This is a genomic window from Mycolicibacterium sp. SMGY-1XX (assembly GCF_059132455.1).
In genome coordinates this window covers 4,896,596-4,917,838 of sequence record NZ_CP101139.1, presented here as the reverse complement: position 1 = coordinate 4,917,838, position 21,243 = coordinate 4,896,596, and the positions used below count along the sequence as shown (strand labels likewise).

Here is a 21,243-nt window from a genome sequence, read left to right as displayed (position 1 = left end):
GCGCCCTCCTGGCAGACTGTGCCCCGGTGAGTACGACAGTGAAAGACCATTACAGCGCGTTCGACCGTGAACGTCAGGTGCCAGAAGCACCGAAGAGCGCAGCGGTGCCGGGAACCAACACCGAGCACCGCAGTGACTTCGCGCGCGACCGCGCCCGGGTGCTGCACTGTGTCGCGTTCCGTCGGCTCGCCGACAAGACCCAGGTGGTGGGTCCGCGGGAGAGTGAAACCCCGCGTACCCGGCTGACGCACTCGCTGGAGGTCGCCCAGATCGGCCGCGGTATGGCGATCGGGCTGGGCTGCGATCCGGACCTGGTGGACCTCGCCGGCTTGGCGCACGACATCGGCCATCCGCCGTACGGGCACAACGGTGAGCGGGCCCTCGACGACATCGCCAAGATCTTCGGGGGTTTCGAGGGCAACGCGCAGAACTTCCGGATCTTGACCCGTCTGGAACCCAAAGTCCTTGACGGCCAGGGTCGTTCGGCTGGATTGAATCTGACCAGGGCGGCGCTGGACGCGGTGACCAAGTACCCGTGGCGGCGCTCGGCCGAGCGCAAGAAGTTCGGTTTCTATGACGACGACGGCGCCGGCGCCGATTGGGTCCGCACCGGAGCGCCGGTGGACCGTCCGTGCCTGGAAGCCCAGGTGATGGACTGGGCCGATGACGTCGCCTATTCCGTGCACGATGTCGAAGACGGTGTGATCTCCGGACGCATCGATCTGCGGGTGCTCGCCGACCCCGATGCCGCCGCCTCCCTGGCCCGCCTCGGTGCGCAGGCGTTTCCAGGAGTCGTGCACGACGATCTGTTTGAGGCCGCGCAGCGCCTGTCCCAACTCCCGGTGGTGGCCGCGGTCGGAAAGTACGACGGCACCCTGGCGGCGTCGGTGGCGCTCAAACGCCTGACCAGCGAACTCGTCGGCCGGTTCGCCAACGCGGCGATCACCGAGACCCGCGCTGTTGCCGGTGGGGGCCCGGTGCTCCGTTTCAACGCCGACCTGGCGGTGCCGGCCCCGGTGCGGGCCGAAGTGGCGGTGCTGAAGATCCTCGCGCTGCAGTTCATCATGTCCGACCACGTGCACCTGGGCATCCAGGCCGACCAGCGCACCCGGATTCACGAGGTGGCGCTGCTGCTGTGGGCGCAGGCGCCGGGCAGCCTGGACCCCCAGTTCGCTCCCGAGTTCGTTGCCGCCGAGGACGACGGAGCCCGGCTGCGGGTGGTGATCGACCAGATCGCCTCCTATACCGAGTCCCGGCTGGAACGCGTGCATGAAGCGCGTTCGCCTCGACCTCTAGACTGAACCGATGGCCGGGCGGATTTCTGATCGCGATATCGCGGCCATTCGTGAACAAACCCGCATCGAGGACCTCGTCGGTGATTACGTGCAGCTGCGCCGCGCCGGAGCGGACTCGCTGAAAGGGCTGTGCCCGTTCCACGACGAGAAATCGCCGTCGTTCCACGTGCGCCCCAACCACGGCCATTTTCACTGCTTCGGCTGTGGCGAGGGCGGCGACGTCTACGCCTTCCTGCAGAAGATCGAGCACATCAGCTTCGTCGAGGCCGTCGAGCTGCTGGCCGACCGCATCAACTACACCGTCACCTACACCGGGGCCTCGACCACCAACGTCCAGCGCGACAGGGGCAGCCGCAGCCGGTTGATCGCCGCCAACGCCGCGGCCGCCGAGTTCTACGCCGAGCAGTTGGAGACCCCCGAGGCCGCGACGGCCCGGCAGTATCTGACCGAACGCAATTTTGATGCCGCCGCCGCGCGGCTCTTCGGCTGCGGGTACGCGCCGTCCGGCTGGGACACCCTGACAAAGCACCTGTTGCGCAAAGGGTTCGAGTACAAGGAGCTCGAGGCCGCGGGCTTGTCGCGCGAGGGAAAGCGCGGCCCCATGGACCGGTTCCACCGCCGGCTGTTGTGGCCGATCCGCGGCTCCTCAGGCGAGGTCATCGGCTTCGGTGCGCGCCGGTTGTTCGACGACGACCAGAACCAGGCCAAGTACGTCAACACCCCCGAGACCACCCTGTACAAGAAGTCGAACGTGCTGTTCGGCATCGACCAGGCCAAACGCGATATCGCCCGTGGCCATCAGGCCGTCGTGGTGGAGGGTTACACCGATGTCATGGCCATGCACCTGGCCGGCGTGACGACTGCGGTGGCTTCGTGCGGCACCGCGTTCGGCGACGAGCACCTTTCCATGCTGCGTCGACTCATGATGGACGACAAGTTCTTTCGCGGCGAACTCATCTACGTTTTCGACGGCGATGCCGCGGGTCGGGCCGCGGCGCTGAAAGCCTTTGAGGGCGAGCAGAATCTGGCCGGGCAGTCCTTCGTGGCTGTCGCCGCCGACGGGATGGATCCGTGCGATCTGCGGCTCAAGCAGGGCGACACCGCGTTGCGGGACCTGGTGGCGCGACGAACTCCGTTGTTCGAGTTCGCCATTCGCACCGCGCTGGCCGAATCCGATCTCGACACCGCCGAGGGCCGGGTGGCGGCGTTGCGCCGTTGTGTTCCGATGGTGGCCAAGATCAAGGACCCGACGTTGCGCGACGAGTACGCCAGGCAGCTGGCCGGCTGGGTGGGCTGGGACGACGTGCCCCAGGTGATCCGGCGGGTGCGCGAGCAGGCAAAGGATCCGCGGGCCCGGGCCGATACCAGGCGGGCCGCGCCGGTGCGCAAAGCTCCGGTGGCCAGCCGGCCGGACCCTCGCGACCCGACGTTGTGGCCGCAGCGCGAAGCCCTCAAATCGGCGTTGCAGTATCCGGCGCTGGCCGGGCCGGTGTTCGACTCGCTGACTGTCGAGAGCTTCACCCATCCCGGCTACGCGGCGGTGCGCACCTCCATCGAGGCTGCGGGCGGGACCGCGACCAGTGCCGGTGGCGCGCAGTGGATCGACCAGGTGCGCCAGCAGTCCGCCTCGCCGGCGGTCGCCGCGTTGATCAACGAGCTGAGTGTGGAAGCGGTGCAGGTCACCGACGAGGAGAAACTGCCGCGCTACATCTCCAGTGTTCTCGCCCGCCTGCAGGAAGTGTGGATCGGCAGGCAGATCGCCGAGGTGAAGTCCAAACTGCAACGCATGTCGCCGGTGGACCAGGGCGATGAATACCACGCCCTGTTCGGCGACTTGGTGGCCATGGAGGCCTACCGGCGCAGCCTCTTGCAGCAGGCAAGTGGGGAAGACCTGACTGCGTGAGTGGTCTTCTCGGGTTAGGCTTCGCAGGAGGCCGGGGAAGCTGATCGTCGAGCGAAAGGCACATTGATGGGATCCACGCGACGCATGGTGGTTGTCGGCGCATTTGCTGCGGCCGCGGTCGCAGCACCCCTCTACGCGGCGTTGAGCACCCCGGAGCCCACGAGCACCGAGGCCAAATGCCTGGCGTGGCTCGGCTCCAAGGGTGACGGCCAGTGCATCGGCAATTCGCTCGGCAGCCAGTCGCCCACCCTCAACGGCGCAGGCTTGAGCCCCACCAGCCCCGGACCGGCCATGGGCGGTATCGGTGTGGGAACCCCGGGTGTCGGCATCGGTAACGGTGGCTTCTACACCTCGCCGCTGTTGCCGGGCACCTCGGTCAACATCCCGCTGGGCTGATCAGAGCTTCCGTTCGGGTTCGATCACCGAGGTCTTGTCATCGATCTCGGTGAGTTTCACCAACGCCGGGTCAGGGGAGACCTGCTCGGCGATCTTGCGCCGTCCGGCGTCCAATGCCGCCTTGGCCGCTGGGTGCCCGGTCACCGCCCGGTAGGTTCCGGCGATCTGTTCGTAGCGGCGACGGCCGGCCTTGGCGCCCAGCACATAGCCGACTCCCAGTACGGCGATCATGCGGATCACTGCGCTGCCTCCCGAGTTCTCGAATGTTGTTGACCATCCTGCCTCATCGGCGGGCGGGGCATCCGGCAGCGGTAGGCCGGGACTGCCGGTCGCATCCGTCACTGGTTGCTCATCTGACGCATTGCTCGATGGCCGCACTTCACGTCGGTGAGCGAGACGTAGGAGAATTTGCTGGTTCTGCCACCGGGCGGTGGCACCGCGCCCTATGCTCGGGCGCATGTGGGGAACATCGTTCAGAGCGCCAAGTTCGGTGGCGCCGCTGTGGCGGCGGTGATGCTGTGGGGGCTGTCGGGAGCGCCGGCGGCAGCCGAACCGGACCCGCTGGTGCCGCAGCCGCCGCTGTGGTGCCCGGGCAATCCGCCGGGGGCCATCTCGGCGTCGGGGTATGGCGGCTACTGCGAAGGTAAGAGTTTCCCGGACGGCACCCGCCTCAACGCGTACGCCATCGGCATGTTCTGGCAGCCGATGCGCTGCATCGTTCCGAACGGGTCGATGACGCCGCCGCTGGCGTCGCCCGGAGGGTGCGGGGGCTTGTTCGGCTAGGCAAGAAAAGCTCCCCCGGATGGACTCGAACCATCAACCGCCCGATTAACAGTCGGGAGCTCTGCCAATTGAGCTACAGGGGATTGGCGAAGACAGACTCTAGCGTACGAAGCCTGTCGACCGATAATCGCCAGGTCGCGGTGGTTTTCCCCTGGACGTTCGCGCGGTTCACGCCGGTGCGACGCGGCTGCACAGGCTCGCAGCCATCGGCGATCCGTGGCCTCTGGCGGGGTGCGGGTTCAGTCCGCCCGAGGCGCCACGTGCCGCCACAGCGGCAGCATGCGGCGCCGCCGCCGGCCCCGGCCCGGAGGCGGTCCAGCGAGCGGTCGCCGGCCTACCGGCGGCGCAGTGGGTGGAATCGGGCCGCGGTCACGCCGCTGACTGTCGTCTGCAGTGTTCAGGTGGCCCAGAAGGGCGCCACCGCGGCGACGCCCGGGAAGGTGTTGTTCCTCGACCACAACACGCCGCTGGGCACGCCGACGCCGGACCCCAAGCCCTATGTCACCGCCGTGCCGTCGGGATCGCACACCGTGACGGTGCAATACCAGTGGCTGGCCGGCAGCGGACCCGAGCCCGAACCCCTAATCGTCGGTGGGATCCGGCGTTGCGTCGTCGGGTAGCGGCAGTCCGTCGGCGCCGGGGGTGGCGGGGGCGGACACGATTTCATCCTTTTCGTCAGCCGTTACATTTTCGTCTGGAGTTGTCATGCACACGAGATACCCCGCTTGGTCCGGGACCTAACCCGCCTAGGTCCACAGATACAGTCCCGACAGCACGGCCCACAGCGCCACGCAGTACAGCTCGAACGCCATGCGCAGGGGCACTGGTGCACGGCGCAGTTCCATGAAGTCCAGGCCCACCAGCCGGATCTTTGCGGCCGCGATGGCCAGTACCACCACCGCGATCCTCGACCCGGTGCCGTGGTCGGCGCCCACCAGCCAGGACGCCAGCGTCGCTGCGATCAGCAGCAGCCAGCTCAGCCCCGCGCGGTTGGCCACCAATCCGAGGACCTTCATCAGCTCACCAGGTACAGCAGCGGGAACAGCACGATCCACAAGAGGTCCACCAGATGCCAGAAGCAGGCCCCGCCTTCGATCAGCGCCATCCGGGTGCTGCTCACCTCCGACACGCGCGCCTGGCCCAACAGCGCCACCAAGACCCCGATGCCGACGCAGACGTGCAACAGGTGCAGCCCGGTCAAGATGAAGTAGTACAGGTAGAAATCGCTGGCACCCGGGCCGTGGCCCGCCGCGCCCAGCGACACGTATTCGTACACCTTCAGCGCCACGAACAGCACACCGGAACCGATCGCGGCGCTCACCGCTCGGGTCGCAAGACCGCCTGAGCCGGACCGTAATGCGCCGAGGTACACCACCACGCACAGCGAACTGGTCAGCAGCACCAACGTGTTGATCAGCCCCACGCCCAGCTGCAGGGTCCGCCGCCCTTGGTCGAAAAGTTCAGGGGCCGAGGCTCTTTCGACCAGAAAGGTGCCGAAGAACACCGCGAACACCAGCATGTCCCCGAACAGGAAGACCCACGTGCCCTGCTCGCCCGGTATGCGGCGCGGCGCAGCGACGGTCACGAGACGGCGGCCAGTGCCGATTCCTGTTCGGAGCGCTGCTGGGCGGTGATTCCGTGTAGCAGCACATAAGTGGTGGTGAACATCCACAGCGTCAACGCCAGACCGGGGAGGTAGAAGGCGAATACGCCGTGCCAGGCCAGGGGTCCGTCGTTGAACACCACCACCACGCACCCGGGAAGTGACAGCATCGCCACCCACAGATTGAAGTAGCCGTACCAGCGCGGGAACGTCGGTGGGTCCCCGGTGTCGCAGAACGAGGCCGCGGCCAACGTGAGGTTCTGCACCACGATGGTGCCGACGATGCCGATGAACATCAACCAGAACACGTCGTTGAGCGCGAGGGTGATCTCGGCGGGGCGGGTCTCGGGCCGGAACGCGGCGGCGGCCATGATGAGGAACGGAAACAGCAGCGCCGGAACGAAAATGGTGGCCGCGAACAACTGGGTCAGAGACAGCATGCCCCACTGGCCTTCGGCGCGGCGGATGCGCAGCACGATCGTCGCGAGGAAGGGCAGCGCGATCACCGCGGTCAGAATGCAGCCGGCGACCCCGAGCCGCACCAGGATCTTGTTGTCGACGTAGAAGCCGGCGATCTCGTCGGCCGAGGCGGTGGGCGACAGCGGTGGGAACATCCCGGCCAGCCCGGAGAAACAGGTTCCGTAGAGCACCAGCATGACGGTCCCGCACCACGCGCCGACGCGCTGCAACCTCAGCTCCACGGCGCCGACGCTACTGCGCCGGGTCGTGGCTTATGGCAATTTTGTCAAAACTCAGGCCGGGGATGACACCGGGTTCCGACGGGTGCACGTCAGAGCCCAACATCTCGGCGTAGCGCAACTGTGCGGGGATGCCGAAACCGTCCACCAGCAGCTCGGCAAACGGACGCAGCTTGCGGCAGCGGTCGTTGATGCCGCGGGTGACGGCTTTGGCGCGCTCGATGGACAGGAAGCGGTGCTCGACGAACCACGCCTTGTCGTCTTCGATGACGCTCAGGGCGTACAGATCACACACCAGGCCGAGGACCTCGCGGGCCTTTTCGTCCTCGCACGCCTCGATACCGGCGACGAAGGCCTCCAGGATGATCCGGTCGATGTGAGCGGTGGCGGCATGCAGCACATGGTCCTGCACCGAGTTGAACGCATCGAAAGCCGACATCTCCTTGGACTTGCCCTGCAGCCGGCGCGCCACCGAAGCGATCATGTACTCCTCGCGGTCCTCGAACATCTTGACCTGGGTACCGCGGTTGAAGAGGCTGCCTTCTTCCTCGTTGTCCTGCCGGGTATCGAGGATGGTCTGCATGATCGTCTCGGCGGCGGTGCGTTTGAGGACCCGCTCACCGGCGAAGTTGGCCGCAAAGCGCACCCATTCCACCGGGCTCATGCCCTTGATGTCGTCGGCGTAGGCGGTCAGCAGCTCCTTGGCCACCAGCTGGGTCAGCACGTGGTTGTCACCCTCGAATGTGGTGAACACGTCGGTGTCGGCTTTGAGTGCGATCAGGCGGTTGTCGGCGAGATACCCTGCGCCGCCGCAGGCTTCGCGGGCTTCTTGGATCGCCTTGGTGGCGTGCCAGGTGTTGGCGGCTTTGAGACCGGCCGCGCGCGACTCCAGTTCGCGCTGTTCCTCGGCGTCGGGATTGTCGGCGGTCTGCAGTTCGTGGCACTTGGCCACGAGCTCGTTCTGGGCGAATTGCAGCGCGTAGGACTTCGCGATCAACGGGAACAACCGGCGCTGGTGCACCAGGTAGTCCATGATCAGCACTTCGTCTCCGTCGGGTGCCTGGAATTGCTTGCGCTGCAGGGCATATCGGGTAGCGATGTCCAGAGCCACGCGGGCGGCGGCGCCGGCACTGCCGCCCACTGTCACCCGGCCACGGATCAACGTGCCCAGCATCGTGAAGAACCGTCGGTTCGGGTTCTTGATCGAGGACGTGTACGTGCCGTCCGCGGCGACGTCGGCGTACTTGTTCAGCAGGTTCTCCCGGGGAATCCGCACATGGTCGAACATGATGCGGCCGTTGTCGACGCCGGGCAGCCCGCCCTTGTAGTGGCAGTCCGAGGTGGTGATGCCCGGCAGGTCGTTGCCGTCGTCGTCGCGCAGCGGCACCACGAAACAGTGCACGCCATGGTTGGTGCCGCCGGTGATCAGCTGTGCGAAAACGGCTGCCACCCGCGCGGTCTCGGCGGCGCCGCCGATGTAGTCCTTGCGCGAAGACGGGGTGGGGGAGTTGATGATGAACTCCTCGGTCCCCGGGTCGTAGCTGGCAGTGGTCTCGATGGACTGCACGTCGCTGCCGTGGCCGGTCTCGGTCATGGCGAAGCACCCGAGCAACTCGAGATCGATGAGCTTCTTGACATACGCCTCGTGGTGGCGTTCGGTGCCCAGATTCTCGATGGCCCCGCCGAACAGTCCCCACTGCACCCCGGCTTTGACCATCAGCGACAAGTCACTCATCGCGAGCATCTCGATGCGGGTGACGGCGGCGCCGACGTCACCGTTGCCGCCGTGCTCCTTCTTGAAGCCGTCCTCGGCTGCGCCGTGGGCCGCCATGATCCGCATCTGCTCGGCCACCTTGGTCCGCGCGATCACCGTGTTCGGGGTGTAGTGCGGTTTGAAGACTTCACCCGACAGTTCGGTGCGCATGTCGTTCTTCACGTCGCGCCAGCGGCCGTCGAGGGCGTTCCGGAGATGCTCGGCAATCGTCGTCATTACTGAACGGTAACCCGCCGTCGGCCTGCGCAAACTGTGATGTGGTAAACCCAGGGCAGCCTGAATGGATCCAGCCACGAGCAGATGGCGTTAGATGACGGCATGTCCGAACGGATCCGCCTGCCTCACGAGTACGACCACCGGCATTCCGATGTCAGCGGCGGCTGGTTGCGGGCCGCCACCTTCGGGGCGATGGACGGCCTGGTGTCCAACACAGCGCTGATCGCCGGGGTGGCTGCCGGCGCCAGCGCCGACGCGGTGGTGTTGTCGGGTGTGGCGGGGTTGTTGGCGGGATCCTTCTCGATGGCGCTGGGGGAGTACACCTCGGTGACGACGGCCAACGAGCAGATCGATTCCGAGGTCAAGGTCGAAAAGCGTGCGTTCCGGGCCAACCCGCGCGGCGAGAAAGCCGAACTGGTGCACATGCTGATGCAGATGGGCATGACCGAACCCACCGCCACGCAGGCCACCGAGGAACTGCACCGCGACGAGACGCGGGCGGTGAACTTCCACCTGGTGCAAGAACTCGGTGTCGATCCGTCCGAGAAGCCGTCGCCCTGGGTGGCGGCCGGCTCGTCGTTCGTCATGTTCGCCCTCGGCGCGCTCATCCCGCTCATCCCGTTTCTGCTCGGCTTCCAGTCGCTGTGGTGGGGATTGGCGTGTGGCGGCGTCGGCCTGTTGGTGGTCGGCGGGCTGGCAGCCCGGTTCACGCGCCGGCCGTGGTACTGGTCGAGCCTGCGGCAGTTGTGCTTCGGCGGCCTTGCCATCGCGGCCACCTATGTGGTCGGGCACCTCATTGGCGTCGCTGTTGCCTGATGTTCACCGGGCTGGCCTAGCTTCACCGGAGTGCACAACCGAATCCTGCCGCTCGCCGCTGCCGCCCTACTGGTCGCGTCACCCATAGCCGTCGCTCGTGCCGAAGGTCCGGCGCTGACCTATCTGGGCAAGGTGGAGCTGCCGGCAGCGACCGTGTACGACGGCACACTGGTGGGCGGGTTGTCCGGAATCAGCTACAACCCCGACGATCAGCTGTACTACATCGTCAGCGACGACAAGTCCGAGCACAATCCGGCCCGGTTCTACACCGCGCGAATTGCCCTGTCCGACAGTGGTATCGCCCACCCGCAGATCGTGGGGACCACGCCCTTTCAGGGGCTGGCTGCTGACGCGCCCCCGGACCCGGAGGGCATCGCCGTGGACCCGGCCCGCCACCGGCTGTATTGGTCGAGTGAGGGGGCCCGCGATGTCGATGGTGGGCTGCTGCTGAGTCCGCGAGTGCGGATCTCGGGGTTCGGCGGCAACCCGCTGGGCGAGTTCGAGCTGCTGCCGGGGATGCGGGTGTCACCTGATGAACAGGGGCCCCGCGAGAACCGCGCCCTCGAAGGGCTGACGCTGACACCGGACGGGGGCTCGGTCTTCGCGGCGATGGAGGGTCCCGTCTTCGCCGACGGCGCCCTGCCTGACGAGAGCGCAGGCGCGTTGACCCGGGTCACCCGCTTCGACGCTCAAACAGGCGCGGCAACAGGGCAATTCGCGTACCCGCTCGACGCGGTGAGTGCGGGCCCGGGTGGCGACAACGGACTGTCGGATCTGCTGGCGCTCGACGACGGCACCTTCCTGGTGCTCGAACGGGGCTTCGGTACCCACAGTGAGGTGCGGATTTATCACGCGGCCATCGGTGAGGCCGAGGATGTACTGCATCGGCCCAGCCTGCTGGGTGCGCCGGTGCGGCCCATGACCAAGACGTTGCTGGCGGACCTGGCCACCATCGACGGCCTCGATCCCGACAACGTGGAGGGACTCACGCTCGGGCCGCTACTTCCGAGCGGGCGCCGGTCGCTGGTGTTGGTCAGCGATGACAACTTCAGCGACACCCAGGTGACGCAGTTCCTGTTGTTCGCGCTCTGATCTGTCTTCTCGATGTGTCGCCGCAAGGCGGGGCCGGCGGGTAGTTGCTGCCACCGGCCGCACAATTGCTGCCAACGGAAATCAAAGCGCTGAGCTGCGGGTTCTACCTGTCAGAGCACCACGAACCGCGACCCACAGACCTCTCTGCGAGCCACGATTCGCACATCTTTCACAGAGAGAGAAGACCATGAAGAAGTTCGGATTCGCGACCATCGCCGCCACCGCTCTGACCGCCGGGTTCCTGGGCCTGGCCGCTCCCGCGGTCGCCGCCCCCACCGGTGCGGGCAATGCCCAAGACACCATCTCCTCGCTGGAGGCGCAGGGGTACAAGGTGATCGTCAACCGCTTGGGCAACGCCCCGCTCAACGAGGCCAACGTCGTCTCCGTCGGTGAGGGGCCCAGCTTCGTCCACCCGACATCGGGCCTGCGGCTGCGTGACAACTACACCGACCACGACCACAACTTCGGGTCGGAGAAGGTGCAGTCGGTGTACGTCACCGTGCGCTAGGTCCAATGCCAAGAGCCGCACCCCGTTCGGGTGCGGCTCTCGGCATTCGAGGCTGAACTCAGATTGGCCGATACCCGCAGAACCGTTGACCGGACTCTGGGTGGAATCGATCATCCGAGATAGCCGAAGTGCAGGACTCAGCTTGCGTCGGCCAGCGCCTCGTCCTGAGCCAGCTCCTCAGTGGTCTCCGGCTCGTCGATCCCCGGCAACCACCGCCTGGCCACGAACAACACCACCGCGCCCAGCAGTACCGCACCTGCACCCACCCAGTACGGCAGGTGGACGCTGACCTGTTCGCCCAGCACGCCGGCCAGCCACGGGGCCAGGGCGGCGCCGGCGAACCGCACGAAACTGTAAGCGGCCGAAGCAACTCCGCGTTCGACGGGCGCGGCCTTCATCACGGTCTCGGTGATCAGGGTGTTGTTCACACCGATCCACAGACCGGCGACGATGACGCAGACCGCCAGCACCACCTTGTCGGAGGTGAACACCGCCATGACCGCCAGCGTCGCCGTCATCAGCAGCAGGTTGACGATCAACACCGGCACGGTGCCGAAGCGGTGTTGCAGCCGCGGCGCGGCCACCACCGAGGTGAAGGCCAGCGCCAGGCCCCAGCCGAAGAAGATCAGCCCGATGCCGTGCGCGTCCATGTCGAGCTGAAACGGTGTGAAGGCCAGCAGTGTGAAAAAGCCGAAGTTGTACAGCAGCGCGGTGATCGCGACACCGAGCAGACCGCGATGGCGCAGTGCGCGGAACGGGTCCAGCAGTGACGTCGCGCGCGCCGCCCGCGGGGTGGCGGGCAACAGGAAGGCGGTCACCAGCACCGCGACCGCCATCAGCGCCGAGACGCCGAAGAACGGCCCGCGCCAGGAGAGGGAACCGAGCACACCGCCGACCAGGGGCCCGATCGCGATGCCCAGACCGAGCGCCGCCTCATAGAGGATGATGGCCTGCGCCACCGACCCGCGTGCCGAACTGACGATGGTGGCGAGCGCGGTCGCGACGAACAACGCGTTGCCCAGTCCCCACAGTGCGCGCCAGCCGACGATCTCCGTGACGGTCTCGGACATCCCCGCCAGCCCGGCACCGGCGATGATGATCACCAAGCCGAGCAGCAGGGTGCGTTTGGGTCCGATCCGCGAGGAGACCACCCCGGTGATGAGCATCGCGACACCCATCACCGCCATGTAGCTGGTGAACAGCAGCGATACCTGTGACGGCGTGGCATCCAGATTGTCGGCGATCGGTTTGAGGATGGGGTCGACGAGGCCGATCCCCATGAAGGCCACAACGGACGCGAATGCCACGGCCCAAACCGCTTTGGGCTGACGCCACATATAGATTTCCTATCTATTAGGGCGCACGAAGGTACCCGAGCTCCGTGCGCCGGCTTACTGACTAACTGTTCTGTGCGTTCTGCAACATCCGCCGCATGACGCCGACGGCGGTCCCGAGCGCGCTTCGCTCCTCGGGGGTCAGCTGTCCCAGTAGGGGATCGATGACGGCCGCGCGGTCGATGCGGGCCTGCGCCAGTACGTCGACGCCCTTGTCGGTGATGCGGATCAGCACCGCGCGCGCGTCACCGGGATCGGCGGTGCGTGTCACCAGTCCGGCATCTTCGAGGCGGCGGACCTGGGTGGTCATCGTCGGCTGTGAGCAGTGGTCGAGCTCGGCGAGATCGGAGATGCGGGCCTCGCCGCGATCCTCGATGGTCGACAGCAGGCGCGCCTGCGCCCAGGGCAGGGGGAGTTGGGTGCGCTGGGTCGCCAGCCGATTGAGCCGCGCGACAACACTGAGTAAGTCGGCGCCCAGGCCGGTAGTGTCGGAAGCGGCGCTGGCAGACGTCATAAAACACAGGTTACATAGGAATGCTATGTATTTCAATCTGTGGACTGACTGGCAGAATCGAAGAATGACCTCGAGCCCAGCGGCCACTGTGCCGAAAACGGCCCGGTCATTGCGCCCCGCGGAAACCGCTCAAGCCGCTGTCATGGCCGCGCTGTGCGCCGCCACGGCGATCATCGCCGTCGTCGTCCCGTTCGCCGCCGCGCTCTCGCTGCTGGGGACCGTGCCCATGGCCCTGTTGGCCTACCGCTACCGCATCCGAGTCCTGATCGCGGCCACCGTCGCCGCCGGCCTGATCGCGTTCCTGATCGCCGGCCTCGGTGGCTTCATGACCGTCGCCAACTGCGCCTACATCGGCGGGCTCACCGGCATCGTCCGGCGTCGCGGCCGGGGGACACCCACGGTGGTGTTCACCTCGTTCCTGGCCGGCCTGGTGTTCGGCTTCGTCATCGTCGGCGCGCTGCTGGTCTTGTCTCGCCTGCGGCACCTCATCTTCGCGTCCATGACCGCCAACGTGGACGGCACCGCCGCGATCCTGGCCCGCATCCCCGCACTGGAACAGACCGCGCAGGACCTCAAGGACTTCTTCCAGCTGGCGCTGAGTTACTGGCCGTTCCTGATGATCGGCTACGCGGTCTTCGCGATCATGAGCGTCTCGCTGCTCGGCTGGTGGGCGGTGTCGAAGGTGTTGCACCGGCTGCGCGGAATTCCTGATGTCCACAAGCTGGATCTCGCCGAGGAGACCGAACCGGCCGGGCCGGTCCCGGTGCAGCTGCGAGACGTCTCTTTTCGCTACCCGAACGCCGCACATGACGCGCTGTCGCCGGTGTCGTTGGACATCGCCGTTGGCGAGCACGTCGCCATCACCGGCGCCAACGGCTCCGGGAAAACCACGTTGATGCTGCTGCTCGCCGGTCGCGAACCCACCTCGGGAACCGTCGACCGGGCCGGCGGAGTCGGACTGGGCAGGCTCGGCGGCACCGCGGTGATCATGCAGCACCCAGAGAGCCAGGTACTCGGCACCCGCGTCGCCGACGACGTGGTGTGGGGGCTGCCGCCTGGCACCAAGACCGACGTCGACGGCCTGCTCGACGAGGTGGGCCTGGCCGGATTCAACGAGCGCGACACCGGCGGACTGTCCGGCGGCGAGCTGCAACGCCTGGCCGTCGCGGGGGCGCTGGCGCGTCGGCCGTCGCTGTTGATCGCCGACGAGGTCACCAGCATGGTGGACCAGGCCGGCCGTGAGGCGCTGCTGGATGTGCTGTCCGGACTGACCGAACGCCACGAGATGTCGCTGGTGCACATCACGCATTACAACAACGAGGCCGACAGCGCCGACCGCGCCGTCAACCTCAGCGCCTCGCTGGACAACACCGCGATGGTCGAGACCGCCGCCGCGCCGGCCGCGACCGTCGAGAACGGGCATCAGCCCTCCGGCACCCCGGTGCTCGAACTCGACCGGGTGAGCCACGAATACGGCACCGGCACCCCCTGGGCCAAACCCGCACTGCAGGACATCAGCTTCGCCGTCCACGAGGGTGACGGGGTGCTGATCCACGGCGGCAACGGCTCCGGTAAGTCGACGCTGGCCTGGATCATGGCCGGGCTGGCCGTCCCCACCGTGGGCACCGCACTGGTCGGCGGCAAACCCGCCCACGAACAGGTGGGCGCGGTGGCCCTGGCCTTCCAGGCGGCGCGGCTGCAGCTCATGCGCGCCCGCGTGGACCTCGAGGTGGCTTCGGCCGCCGGCTTCGAGCACACCGATCAACGCCGGGTGCATCAAGCGCTCAAGGCTGTCGGCCTGGACGCGTCTCTGGCGCGGCGGCGCACCGACCAGCTCTCCGGTGGTCAGATGCGGCGAGTGGTGCTCGCCGGTCTGCTGGCCCGCAAGCCCAAGGCGTTGATCCTCGACGAGCCGCTGGCCGGTCTGGATGCCGAGAGCCAGGCCGGGCTGCTGCGTCTGCTGACCGATCTGCGACGGAATTCTGGGCTGACGGTGATGGTGATCTCGCACGACTTCGTGGGTCTGGAAGAGCTGTGCCCGCGGATCCTGCATCTGCGCGACGGCGTGATGGAGCCGGCGGCGACGACGGCCGGGGGGATGACGTGACGGCACCACCGCGTAACCAGACTCCACGGCCGGTCGTGCTGCTGCGACCGGTTCCCGGCGACTCCGTGATACACCGGCTGTGGGCCGGCACCAAGCTGCTCGTGGTGTTCGTGTTCGGCGTGCTGATGACGTTCTATCCGGGCTGGGTGCCCATCGCGCTGGTGGCTGTACTGGTGTGGGTGGCCGCCCGGCTGGCGCACATCCCGCGCGGCGTGCTGCCGTCGATCCCGGTGTGGCTGTGGATTTTCCTGTTCTTCGGTGCGCTCACCGCATCCTTTGCCGGTGGGGCGCCCGAATTCGTCGTCGGGTCGGTGACCATCGGCCTGGGCGGGTTGCTGAACTTCCTGCGCATCACCGCACTGTCGATCGTGTTGCTCGGTCTCGGCGCCATGGTGTCGTGGACGACGAACGTCTCCGATATTGCGCCCGCGGTGGCCACGTTGGGAAAGCCGTTGCGCAAGCTGCGGATCCCGGTCGACGAATGGGCGGTGACGCTGGCGCTGGCGCTGCGGTCCTTCCCGATGCTGATCGACGAGTTCCGGGTGCTGTTCGCGGCGCGCAAGTTGCGGCCCCGGCCGCTGCTGAAGACCCGCAAGGAGCGGCGTCGCCGCTGGGCGATCGAGCTGATCGATCTGCTGGCCGCGGCCATCACCGTGACATTGCGTCGCGGCGACGAGATGGGTGATGCCATCGCCGCCCGTGGTGGCACCGGGCAGATCTCGGCCGCCGAATCCAAACCCGCCAAACGGGACTGGATCGCCATGGCCCTCGTCGCCGTGGTGTGTGCCCTGGCCCTGGTCGCCGAACTCACCGTCCTGGGCACCAGCTCCGCGCGCTGAAAAGCCGACAGCCTCGCCCAGTGTGGACTTGTGGCACGCGCAAGCTCGCCGAACGTGGATCAACTCCACACTCGTGAAATGCCCGGCATGAGAGTGCTCTCATCCACATCTCATTGCCACCACCCGCAGCGTCGCCACGCTCGTCGGCATGCCAGTGCCCGCGCTCGACCTGCTGCTCGGAGCTCAGGCCGCCGCCATCCTCGAGGCCGCCGTCGGTGAATACGACGCCGGCCTGACCGCCCTGCGGATCGCCGACGCTCACGTCGCGCCCAGTGGTGGTGTGCGGGTGCGCTACGTCGGCGACGTCCGCCGCGCCGACGGCAGCATGCGCCGGGAGACCCTGGTCGCCGCCGCCGGTGACCGCATCCCACCCGGGGCGGCCGTCCTGGCCGGCGACGTCGACGGCACCCCCGTCGAAGTCGGGGTCTGGCGCTGGCCGCAGGACCCCGCCCTGCCCGGGCTCGCCATGGCCGGCGACCCTGCGCGACTGGCCGAACTGCTCGGGGTCCAAGGCCCCGTGGGTATCACCGTCCGCGGCTACCGCCCGGGCCAACGCGCCGTCCTCGAAGCCACCGACGGCAGCTCGCGCTGGTTCGTCAAGGTCGTCGCGCCGTCGGCCGTCGCCGACCTGCACCACCGGCACACCGTCCTCGGCGCGGTGCTGCCGGTGCCGCCGATCGTGGCCTCCCACTGCGACGGCCTGATCGTCCTGCCTGAAGCACCCGGCACGCTGCTGCGCGCCCTACTGACCCGCGACGGCCTCGACGGCACCAGATTGCCCGCGCCGTCGACGTTGCAACACGCCCTCGACACCTTGCCCACCGCATTGCTGAAGCTGCCGCCGCGACCGACCCACCTGCACCGCGTCACCCACTCGGCGCGTGTCCTGAAGCTCACCGCCGATGTCGACGTCCGCGAGATGGTGGACGAAATGCTTTCGGCCGCAACTGCATCAGCCACCCAACCGGTGCACGGGGATTTCCACGACGGTCAACTCCTCGTCGCCGACGGCGGGCTCAGCGCGCTGATCGACGTCGACACCGCCGGACCCGGTGAACGCGCCGATGAGTGGGCCACACTGCTCGGCCACCTGTCGGTGTCGGGTCTGCAGAACCCCCGCGCGCGCTACTACGGCACCGCGGTGCTGGCCCACGCGGAACGTCAGACGGATCCCGCTGACCTGCACCTTCGTACGGCCGCAGTGGTCCTGGGCCTGGCCACCGGGCCGTTTCGCGCCCAGCGGCCGAGCTGGCGGGAACGCACTGCGGCGCGCATCGAGCTCGCCCAGCAGTGGATCAGCCGCATGAGAGATCACTCATCGTCGCCTCCCGCCAGACTCATCTGCACCGGCGATTCTTGATGTGTACGAAGCCAAAACCCCTACCGCACAAGGAGAGACACATGAATCGCCCCGCCACCTGGAAGGTCGTCACCGTCGGCGCCGCCCTGACCGGCCTGGGCATCGTCGGCGCCGGTGCCGCCGGCGCGGCCACCGCGCCGGCCCCGGTACCCGCGAGCATCGAAGCGTCGCTGAACTGGGCACCCGAACTCGGCAACGTTGCCGCCCTCGGCGATGACTGGACCGAGACCTACTGGGACGAGGACTGGAACGCCGGCCACCGCTGGGCCGACGACTGGACCGAGACCTACTGGGACGACTGATCAGCCTCGGTCGCCCCGGGACGGCATCCCGGGGCGACCCACTGTTGGCCGAACGCCCCCGATGGTGGGAATGTGGACCAATGGCAGTCCACGAACAAGACACCCAGCGCACACTGTTCGGCCATCCGATCGGATTGACCAACCTGTTCGGCGTCGAGCTCTGGGAGCGCTTCTCGTTCTACGGGATGCTGACCATCCTCGGCTACTACCTCTACTACTCGGTCACCGACGGTGGCCTCGGGCTCGAGCAGAGCACCGCCACGGGGATCGTCGGCGCCTACGGCGGCCTGGTGTACCTGTCGACGGTGCTGGGCGGCTGGATCGCCGACCGGGTGCTCGGCATGGAACGCACGGTGTTCTACGGGGGTGTGGTGGTCATGGCCGGCCACATCGCGCTGGCACTGATCCCCGGCCTGACCGGCGTCGGCGTCGGATTGGTGCTCGTGGCACTGGGCTCCGGCGCGCTCAAGGCCAACGCCTCCTCCTTGCTGGGCACCCTGTACGCCAAACGCGACCCCCGCGCCGACGGTGGTTTCACCCTGTTCTACCTCGGTATCAACCTGGGTGCCTTCGTCGGCCCGCTCATCACCGGGCTGCTGCAGACCCGGGTCGGTTTCCACTGGGGCTTCGGCGCGGCCGCGGTCGGCATGGCCCTGGGCTTGGCCCAGTACGTGGCGTTCCGGCGCAACCTCGGCGAGCACGGCCGCCACGTGCCGAATCCATTGCCGCGCAACGCTATCGGCAAGACCGCGGGTGTGATGGTCGCCGGTCTGGTGGTCATCGGCGTCGTCATCGCGCTGGGCTGGGTCACGCTGGCCAACCTGTCCCAGGTGACCACCGGCGTCATCATCGTCGCCTCCATCGCGTATTTCGCCATCCTGCTGACGAATTCGCGCGTCACCACGGAGGAGCGGGTGCGGGTGCGGGCATTCATCCCGTTGTTCATCGCCAACGCCGTCTTCTGGTCACTGTTCCAGCAGATCTTCACCGTGCTGGCGGTGTACTCCGACGAGCGGATGAACTGGTCGATCTTCGGATGGACGGCGCCGTCGAACTGGATCGGCTCCATCGAGCCCATCTGGATCATCGCGCTCTCACCGCTGTTCGCGGTCATGTGGACCAAGCTCGGCAACCGGGCTCCCACCACGCCGCGCAAGTTCGCCTACGGCGTCATCGGAATGGGCTTGGCTTTCCTGTGTTTCGTGCCGCTCGCCGGAAGCGAGGGACGTTCGGTGCCCGCGCTGGTCGTCTTCGTCATCCTGGGCGTGTTCGCGGTCTCCGAACTGCTGCTCTCACCCATCGGGTTGTCGGTCACCACCAAGCTGGCTCCGGAAGCCTTCCGCGCGCAGATGATGGCGCTGTACTTCTTCTCCGTCGGCATCGGCACGTCGATGTCCGGTGTGCTGGCGGGGTACTACGACCCGACCAACGAATTCGCCTACTTCGGGATCCTCGGACTCGTCGCCGTCGCGGTGGGCATCGTGGTGTTTGCGATCGCGCCCTGGATCAGCCGCCACATGGAGGGCGTGCACTGACCCTCTAAGGCCTGATCACGGTGTTGTTGTCGAGTTCCGCGGTCGCCGACACCAACGCCTGTGCATCGTCCTGCGGTCCCTCCGCACGGACCTGGAGCACGTAGGACCCGGCGGGCGAGGTGATGAGCGACGTCTTCTGTGCGATGAGGGTCTGGACGCCGTTCTTCACATACATCCCGCCGACCTGGTGGGCCTCCAGGCCGCCCAGGGCGCCCCGTCCACCGTCGCCCAGCGGCTGATAGCCCGGCAGGTTGCGCAGTTCGCCGTCGGCGTGGTCGAAGATGTCCTGGATCGGCACCTCTTTGCTGAGCTTGACCAGCGCGGCCTGGATGATCGGCGGGTTGGCGGGGTCGGCGGCCTGGGTGAGCATCACGGCCCAGAAGGAATCGCCGGGAACGTCGATGGCGGTCTCCCAGCCGGCCGGGGTGGGCAGCTCGATCGTCGGTGCGCCTCCCTCGGCCGGTCGCGCCGGTGTCTCGGTGACGCCGATGGACGCAAGGTAGTCGGTGAGCGTCAGCGACGGTGCCGGGGTGGGGGGCGCGGTGGTCAGCGGCGGGACCGATGAGGTGCTGGCCGGGGCGGCGGACGAGGTGCTCGCGGCCGATTCGTCAGCGGAGCCATCGGAGCTGCACCCGGCGAGCCCCACCGCGACCACGGCGACAGCAGCGCAGGCGATCATCTGAACGTTCACGGCGACCAGCTTAGGTGCCCGGAACAGGGCTCAGCCGACCCCTTCCATCGCGTCGGTCTCGGTGCTACCGATTCGCGCGATGACCTCTGGGCGGGTTCTCGCCTGGTAGGAAAACCAGGCGAGTGCGGCGATCATCGTGATCAGGAACAGGTACGGGATGACGTTGAGCGGGAACGCGGGCACCGGCCACACATTGGCGAAGAACACGTAGGCCATTGCCACGACGGCGACCACCGCGCACACCCACACGAGGGTGTTGGGCATCTTCTCGCGCCGGGTGTAGACGACGCAGGCGATCGCGACCAACGCATACGCCACCATGTAGCCGTAGGTCCCGTAGGTGTCCACCCACACCACGATGTTCATCGGGTCGACCCCGAGCAGCAGCAGGATGATGTCGAGCACGATCGCGGCCGGGCCGGCGATGAGCAGGACGCGGTGCGGGGTCAGGTGCGTGTCGTGGGTGCGGCCGAAGCGCTCGGCGACCATGCCTTCCTTGCCCATCACGTAGACGATCCGGCCCACCACGTTCAGTGGCGCGACGACGACGGCGAAGAACGATGCGCCCACACCGAAGGTGAGGATGGGTGCGAACCAGGTGGGCATGCCGATCTGGGTGGCGATGTCCTCCAGCGGGCTGGCGCTGTCGGCCAGACCTTCACCGAGGACGGCGATCTGGGTGTAGGCCGCGAACACGTACAGCACGCCCACCGTGACCGCGCTCCACATGATGGCGCGGGGGATCGCGGTGTACGGATTCTTGGCCTCGCGGCCCAGCGCATCCGCCGAGGAGAAGCCGACGAATCCCAGGATGCCCAGCACCATTCCGGCCGCGACACCTTGCAGCGGCAGACCGTCGAAGCTGAACTGAGCGGGATCCCAGGCGGCCGGGCCGGCCCACACCAGCGCGAGCACCAGCAGGATGATGATGATCGTCACCGAGACGAGCTCGAGCACCAGCGACACCCGCGCCGAGAGCCGGATCCCGCGGATGGTGAAAAGTGTTGCCAGCCCGCCCAATACGATGGCCAGCAGGATGCGCCAGCCCACGCCGTCGGCCGGCACGCCCAGCAGGATCAGGAACTGGTTGACGTAGGCGACGGCGCCGCCCAGCGAACCGGCGGCGATACCCCAGCAGCCCACCAGCAGCGCGATACCGGCCAGGTAGGCCCCCAGTGGCCCCAGGCCTTTGGCGACGTAGGTGTAGAGCGACCCGGCCGAGGCGTGCCGGCGGGCGAACACCGTCACGCAGTACCCCACCGACAGGATCACCAGCGTGGCGAGAATGAAGGAGTACACGGTGCCGTTACCGGCGCCGAGATAGATCGCGGCGGCGGTGAAGGCGATGACCGCGCTCGGGGCGATGTTGGCGATTGCCTGGGCGGCCAGTTCGGGGCCGCTCATGACGCCGCGGCGCAGGCCCGCGTCTACGGCGACGCCGGTGTCGGTGCTGGGGGAGGACATGCTCGGTCTTTCG

22 protein-coding genes and 1 tRNA gene are annotated in these 21,243 nt (G+C 67.4%); 13 read left to right on the top strand and 10 right to left on the bottom strand.

The window, feature by feature from the left end:
- Positions 1-26: 26 nt before the first annotated feature.
- From NL241_RS23650 to NL241_RS23640, 3 genes are all read left to right on the top strand, one after another.
- Positions 27-1,301: a deoxyguanosinetriphosphate triphosphohydrolase gene (locus tag NL241_RS23650; protein WP_487687155.1), complete on the top strand. Its 1,275-nt coding sequence runs from the start codon at positions 27-29 to the stop codon at positions 1,299-1,301.
- Positions 1,302-1,305: 4 nt separating this feature from the next.
- Positions 1,306-3,198, top strand: a complete 1,893-nt coding sequence (gene dnaG, locus NL241_RS23645; protein WP_487687157.1) for a DNA primase — start codon at positions 1,306-1,308, stop codon at positions 3,196-3,198.
- Between the two features lie 66 nt (positions 3,199-3,264).
- A complete protein-coding gene (locus tag NL241_RS23640; protein ID WP_487687160.1) occupies positions 3,265-3,594 on the top strand; it encodes a DUF7155 family protein in 330 nt (109 codons plus the stop codon).
- On the opposite strand, the gene NL241_RS23635 is transcribed toward NL241_RS23640, so the two are convergent.
- The gene (locus NL241_RS23635; protein WP_487688096.1) at positions 3,595-3,834 is read right to left on the bottom strand and encodes a hypothetical protein; all 240 of its coding nucleotides are present in this window, start codon (positions 3,832-3,834) and stop codon (positions 3,595-3,597) included.
- Between the two features lie 219 nt (positions 3,835-4,053).
- On the opposite strand from NL241_RS23635, the gene NL241_RS23630 reads away from it, so the two are divergent.
- A complete protein-coding gene (locus NL241_RS23630) occupies positions 4,054-4,377 on the top strand; it encodes a hypothetical protein (RefSeq protein ID WP_494395219.1) in 324 nt (107 codons plus the stop codon).
- Positions 4,378-4,387: 10 nt separating this feature from the next.
- Here the strand turns inward: NL241_RS23630 and NL241_RS23625 are convergent.
- Positions 4,388-4,460, bottom strand: a tRNA-Asn gene (locus NL241_RS23625).
- A gap of 318 nt (positions 4,461-4,778) precedes the next feature.
- Between NL241_RS23625 and NL241_RS23620 the strand changes: the two genes are divergently transcribed.
- Positions 4,779-4,997: an LppP/LprE family lipoprotein gene (locus tag NL241_RS23620; RefSeq protein ID WP_494395218.1), complete on the top strand. Its 219-nt coding sequence runs from the start codon at positions 4,779-4,781 to the stop codon at positions 4,995-4,997.
- A gap of 126 nt (positions 4,998-5,123) precedes the next feature.
- Here NL241_RS23620 and NL241_RS23615 read toward each other — a convergent pair whose 3' ends face one another.
- The 4 genes from NL241_RS23615 to NL241_RS23600 are packed head-to-tail and all read right to left on the bottom strand — an operon-like array spanning position 5,124 to position 8,668.
- Entirely contained in the window at positions 5,124-5,393 is a 270-nt protein-coding gene (locus NL241_RS23615; protein WP_487687168.1) for a cytochrome C oxidase subunit IV family protein, read from the bottom strand.
- The gene (locus NL241_RS23610) at positions 5,393-5,962 is read right to left on the bottom strand and encodes a cytochrome c oxidase subunit 3 (protein WP_494395217.1); all 570 of its coding nucleotides are present in this window, start codon (positions 5,960-5,962) and stop codon (positions 5,393-5,395) included. Before NL241_RS23610 ends, NL241_RS23615 begins: the two co-directional genes overlap by 1 nt.
- Positions 5,959-6,636, bottom strand: coding sequence for a hypothetical protein (locus NL241_RS23605; RefSeq protein WP_487688099.1), 678 nt, complete (start codon positions 6,634-6,636; stop codon positions 5,959-5,961). The genes NL241_RS23610 and NL241_RS23605 overlap by 4 nt, the downstream gene beginning before the upstream one ends.
- A gap of 55 nt (positions 6,637-6,691) precedes the next feature.
- Entirely contained in the window at positions 6,692-8,668 is a 1,977-nt protein-coding gene (locus NL241_RS23600; protein ID WP_494395216.1) for an acyl-CoA dehydrogenase family protein, read from the bottom strand.
- A 102-nt stretch (positions 8,669-8,770) separates the two neighbouring features.
- Here NL241_RS23600 and NL241_RS23595 point away from each other — a divergent pair, with 102 nt between their 5' ends.
- The 3 genes from NL241_RS23595 to NL241_RS23585 all read left to right on the top strand — a co-directional run bounded on the left by NL241_RS23595 (position 8,771) and on the right by NL241_RS23585 (position 11,084).
- Positions 8,771-9,484: a VIT1/CCC1 transporter family protein gene (locus tag NL241_RS23595; protein WP_487687176.1), complete on the top strand. Its 714-nt coding sequence runs from the start codon at positions 8,771-8,773 to the stop codon at positions 9,482-9,484.
- Positions 9,485-9,514: 30 nt separating this feature from the next.
- Positions 9,515-10,576, top strand: a complete 1,062-nt coding sequence (locus tag NL241_RS23590) for an esterase-like activity of phytase family protein (RefSeq protein WP_494395215.1) — start codon at positions 9,515-9,517, stop codon at positions 10,574-10,576.
- Between the two features lie 187 nt (positions 10,577-10,763).
- Entirely contained in the window at positions 10,764-11,084 is a 321-nt protein-coding gene (locus tag NL241_RS23585) for a hypothetical protein (protein WP_487687179.1), read from the top strand.
- A 137-nt stretch (positions 11,085-11,221) separates the two neighbouring features.
- On the opposite strand, the gene NL241_RS23580 is transcribed toward NL241_RS23585, so the two are convergent.
- The gene (locus NL241_RS23580) at positions 11,222-12,421 is read right to left on the bottom strand and encodes an MFS transporter (RefSeq protein WP_494395214.1); all 1,200 of its coding nucleotides are present in this window, start codon (positions 12,419-12,421) and stop codon (positions 11,222-11,224) included.
- 61 nt (positions 12,422-12,482) lie between these two features.
- Positions 12,483-12,932, bottom strand: a complete 450-nt coding sequence (locus NL241_RS23575; protein WP_487687181.1) for a MarR family winged helix-turn-helix transcriptional regulator — start codon at positions 12,930-12,932, stop codon at positions 12,483-12,485.
- A 64-nt stretch (positions 12,933-12,996) separates the two neighbouring features.
- Between NL241_RS23575 and NL241_RS23570 the strand changes: the two genes are divergently transcribed.
- The 5 genes from NL241_RS23570 to NL241_RS23550 all read left to right on the top strand — a co-directional run bounded on the left by NL241_RS23570 (position 12,997) and on the right by NL241_RS23550 (position 19,075).
- A complete protein-coding gene (locus tag NL241_RS23570) occupies positions 12,997-15,039 on the top strand; it encodes a DUF2232 domain-containing protein (protein ID WP_494395213.1) in 2,043 nt (680 codons plus the stop codon).
- Positions 15,036-15,878 (top strand): energy-coupling factor transporter transmembrane component T family protein, encoded by an 843-nt coding sequence (locus NL241_RS23565; RefSeq protein ID WP_494395212.1) that lies wholly within the window; start codon positions 15,036-15,038, stop codon positions 15,876-15,878. The genes NL241_RS23570 and NL241_RS23565 overlap by 4 nt, the downstream gene beginning before the upstream one ends.
- A gap of 148 nt (positions 15,879-16,026) precedes the next feature.
- Positions 16,027-17,238 carry a phosphotransferase gene (locus tag NL241_RS23560; RefSeq protein ID WP_494395211.1) on the top strand — a complete coding sequence of 404 codons (1,212 nt, stop codon included), beginning with the start codon at positions 16,027-16,029 and terminating at the stop codon, positions 17,236-17,238.
- Between the two features lie 41 nt (positions 17,239-17,279).
- The gene (locus NL241_RS23555; protein ID WP_487687191.1) at positions 17,280-17,540 is read left to right on the top strand and encodes a hypothetical protein; all 261 of its coding nucleotides are present in this window, start codon (positions 17,280-17,282) and stop codon (positions 17,538-17,540) included.
- Positions 17,541-17,620: 80 nt separating this feature from the next.
- Positions 17,621-19,075, top strand: a complete 1,455-nt coding sequence (locus tag NL241_RS23550) for a peptide MFS transporter (protein WP_494395210.1) — start codon at positions 17,621-17,623, stop codon at positions 19,073-19,075.
- Positions 19,076-19,079: 4 nt separating this feature from the next.
- Here the strand turns inward: NL241_RS23550 and NL241_RS23545 are convergent, their stop codons facing one another.
- Together NL241_RS23545 and NL241_RS23540 are read right to left on the bottom strand one after the other, a co-directional pair.
- On the bottom strand, positions 19,080-19,766 hold the full coding sequence (locus tag NL241_RS23545; RefSeq protein WP_494395209.1) for an LpqN/LpqT family lipoprotein: 687 nt from the start codon (positions 19,764-19,766) through the stop codon (positions 19,080-19,082).
- Between the two features lie 30 nt (positions 19,767-19,796).
- A complete protein-coding gene (locus NL241_RS23540; RefSeq protein ID WP_494395208.1) occupies positions 19,797-21,230 on the bottom strand; it encodes an APC family permease in 1,434 nt (477 codons plus the stop codon).
- Between the last annotated feature and the right edge of the window lie 13 nt (positions 21,231-21,243).

Excerpts from the sequence above, each read along its gene's own strand:
- NL241_RS23540 (WP_494395208.1), bottom strand. The coding sequence starts at position 21,230 with ATGTCCTCCCCCAGCACCGACACCGGCGTCGCCGTAGACGCGGGCCTG.
- NL241_RS23585 (WP_487687179.1), top strand. The coding sequence starts at position 10,764 with ATGAAGAAGTTCGGATTCGCGACCATCGCCGCCACCGCTCTGACCGCC.
- NL241_RS23575 (WP_487687181.1), bottom strand. The coding sequence starts at position 12,932 with ATGACGTCTGCCAGCGCCGCTTCCGACACTACCGGCCTGGGCGCCGAC.
- NL241_RS23605 (WP_487688099.1), bottom strand. The coding sequence starts at position 6,636 with ATGCTGGTGCTCTACGGAACCTGTTTCTCCGGGCTGGCCGGGATGTTC.
- NL241_RS23640 (WP_487687160.1), top strand. The coding sequence starts at position 3,265 with ATGGGATCCACGCGACGCATGGTGGTTGTCGGCGCATTTGCTGCGGCC.
- dnaG (WP_487687157.1), top strand. The coding sequence starts at position 1,306 with ATGGCCGGGCGGATTTCTGATCGCGATATCGCGGCCATTCGTGAACAA.
- NL241_RS23615 (WP_487687168.1), bottom strand. The coding sequence starts at position 5,393 with ATGAAGGTCCTCGGATTGGTGGCCAACCGCGCGGGGCTGAGCTGGCTG.
- NL241_RS23580 (WP_494395214.1), bottom strand. The coding sequence starts at position 12,421 with ATGTGGCGTCAGCCCAAAGCGGTTTGGGCCGTGGCATTCGCGTCCGTT.
- NL241_RS23595 (WP_487687176.1), top strand. The coding sequence starts at position 8,771 with ATGTCCGAACGGATCCGCCTGCCTCACGAGTACGACCACCGGCATTCC.
- NL241_RS23560 (WP_494395211.1), top strand. The coding sequence starts at position 16,027 with ATGCCAGTGCCCGCGCTCGACCTGCTGCTCGGAGCTCAGGCCGCCGCC.
- NL241_RS23600 (WP_494395216.1), bottom strand. The coding sequence starts at position 8,668 with ATGACGACGATTGCCGAGCATCTCCGGAACGCCCTCGACGGCCGCTGG.
- NL241_RS23570 (WP_494395213.1), top strand. The coding sequence starts at position 12,997 with ATGACCTCGAGCCCAGCGGCCACTGTGCCGAAAACGGCCCGGTCATTG.
- NL241_RS23555 (WP_487687191.1), top strand. The coding sequence starts at position 17,280 with ATGAATCGCCCCGCCACCTGGAAGGTCGTCACCGTCGGCGCCGCCCTG.
- NL241_RS23550 (WP_494395210.1), top strand. The coding sequence starts at position 17,621 with ATGGCAGTCCACGAACAAGACACCCAGCGCACACTGTTCGGCCATCCG.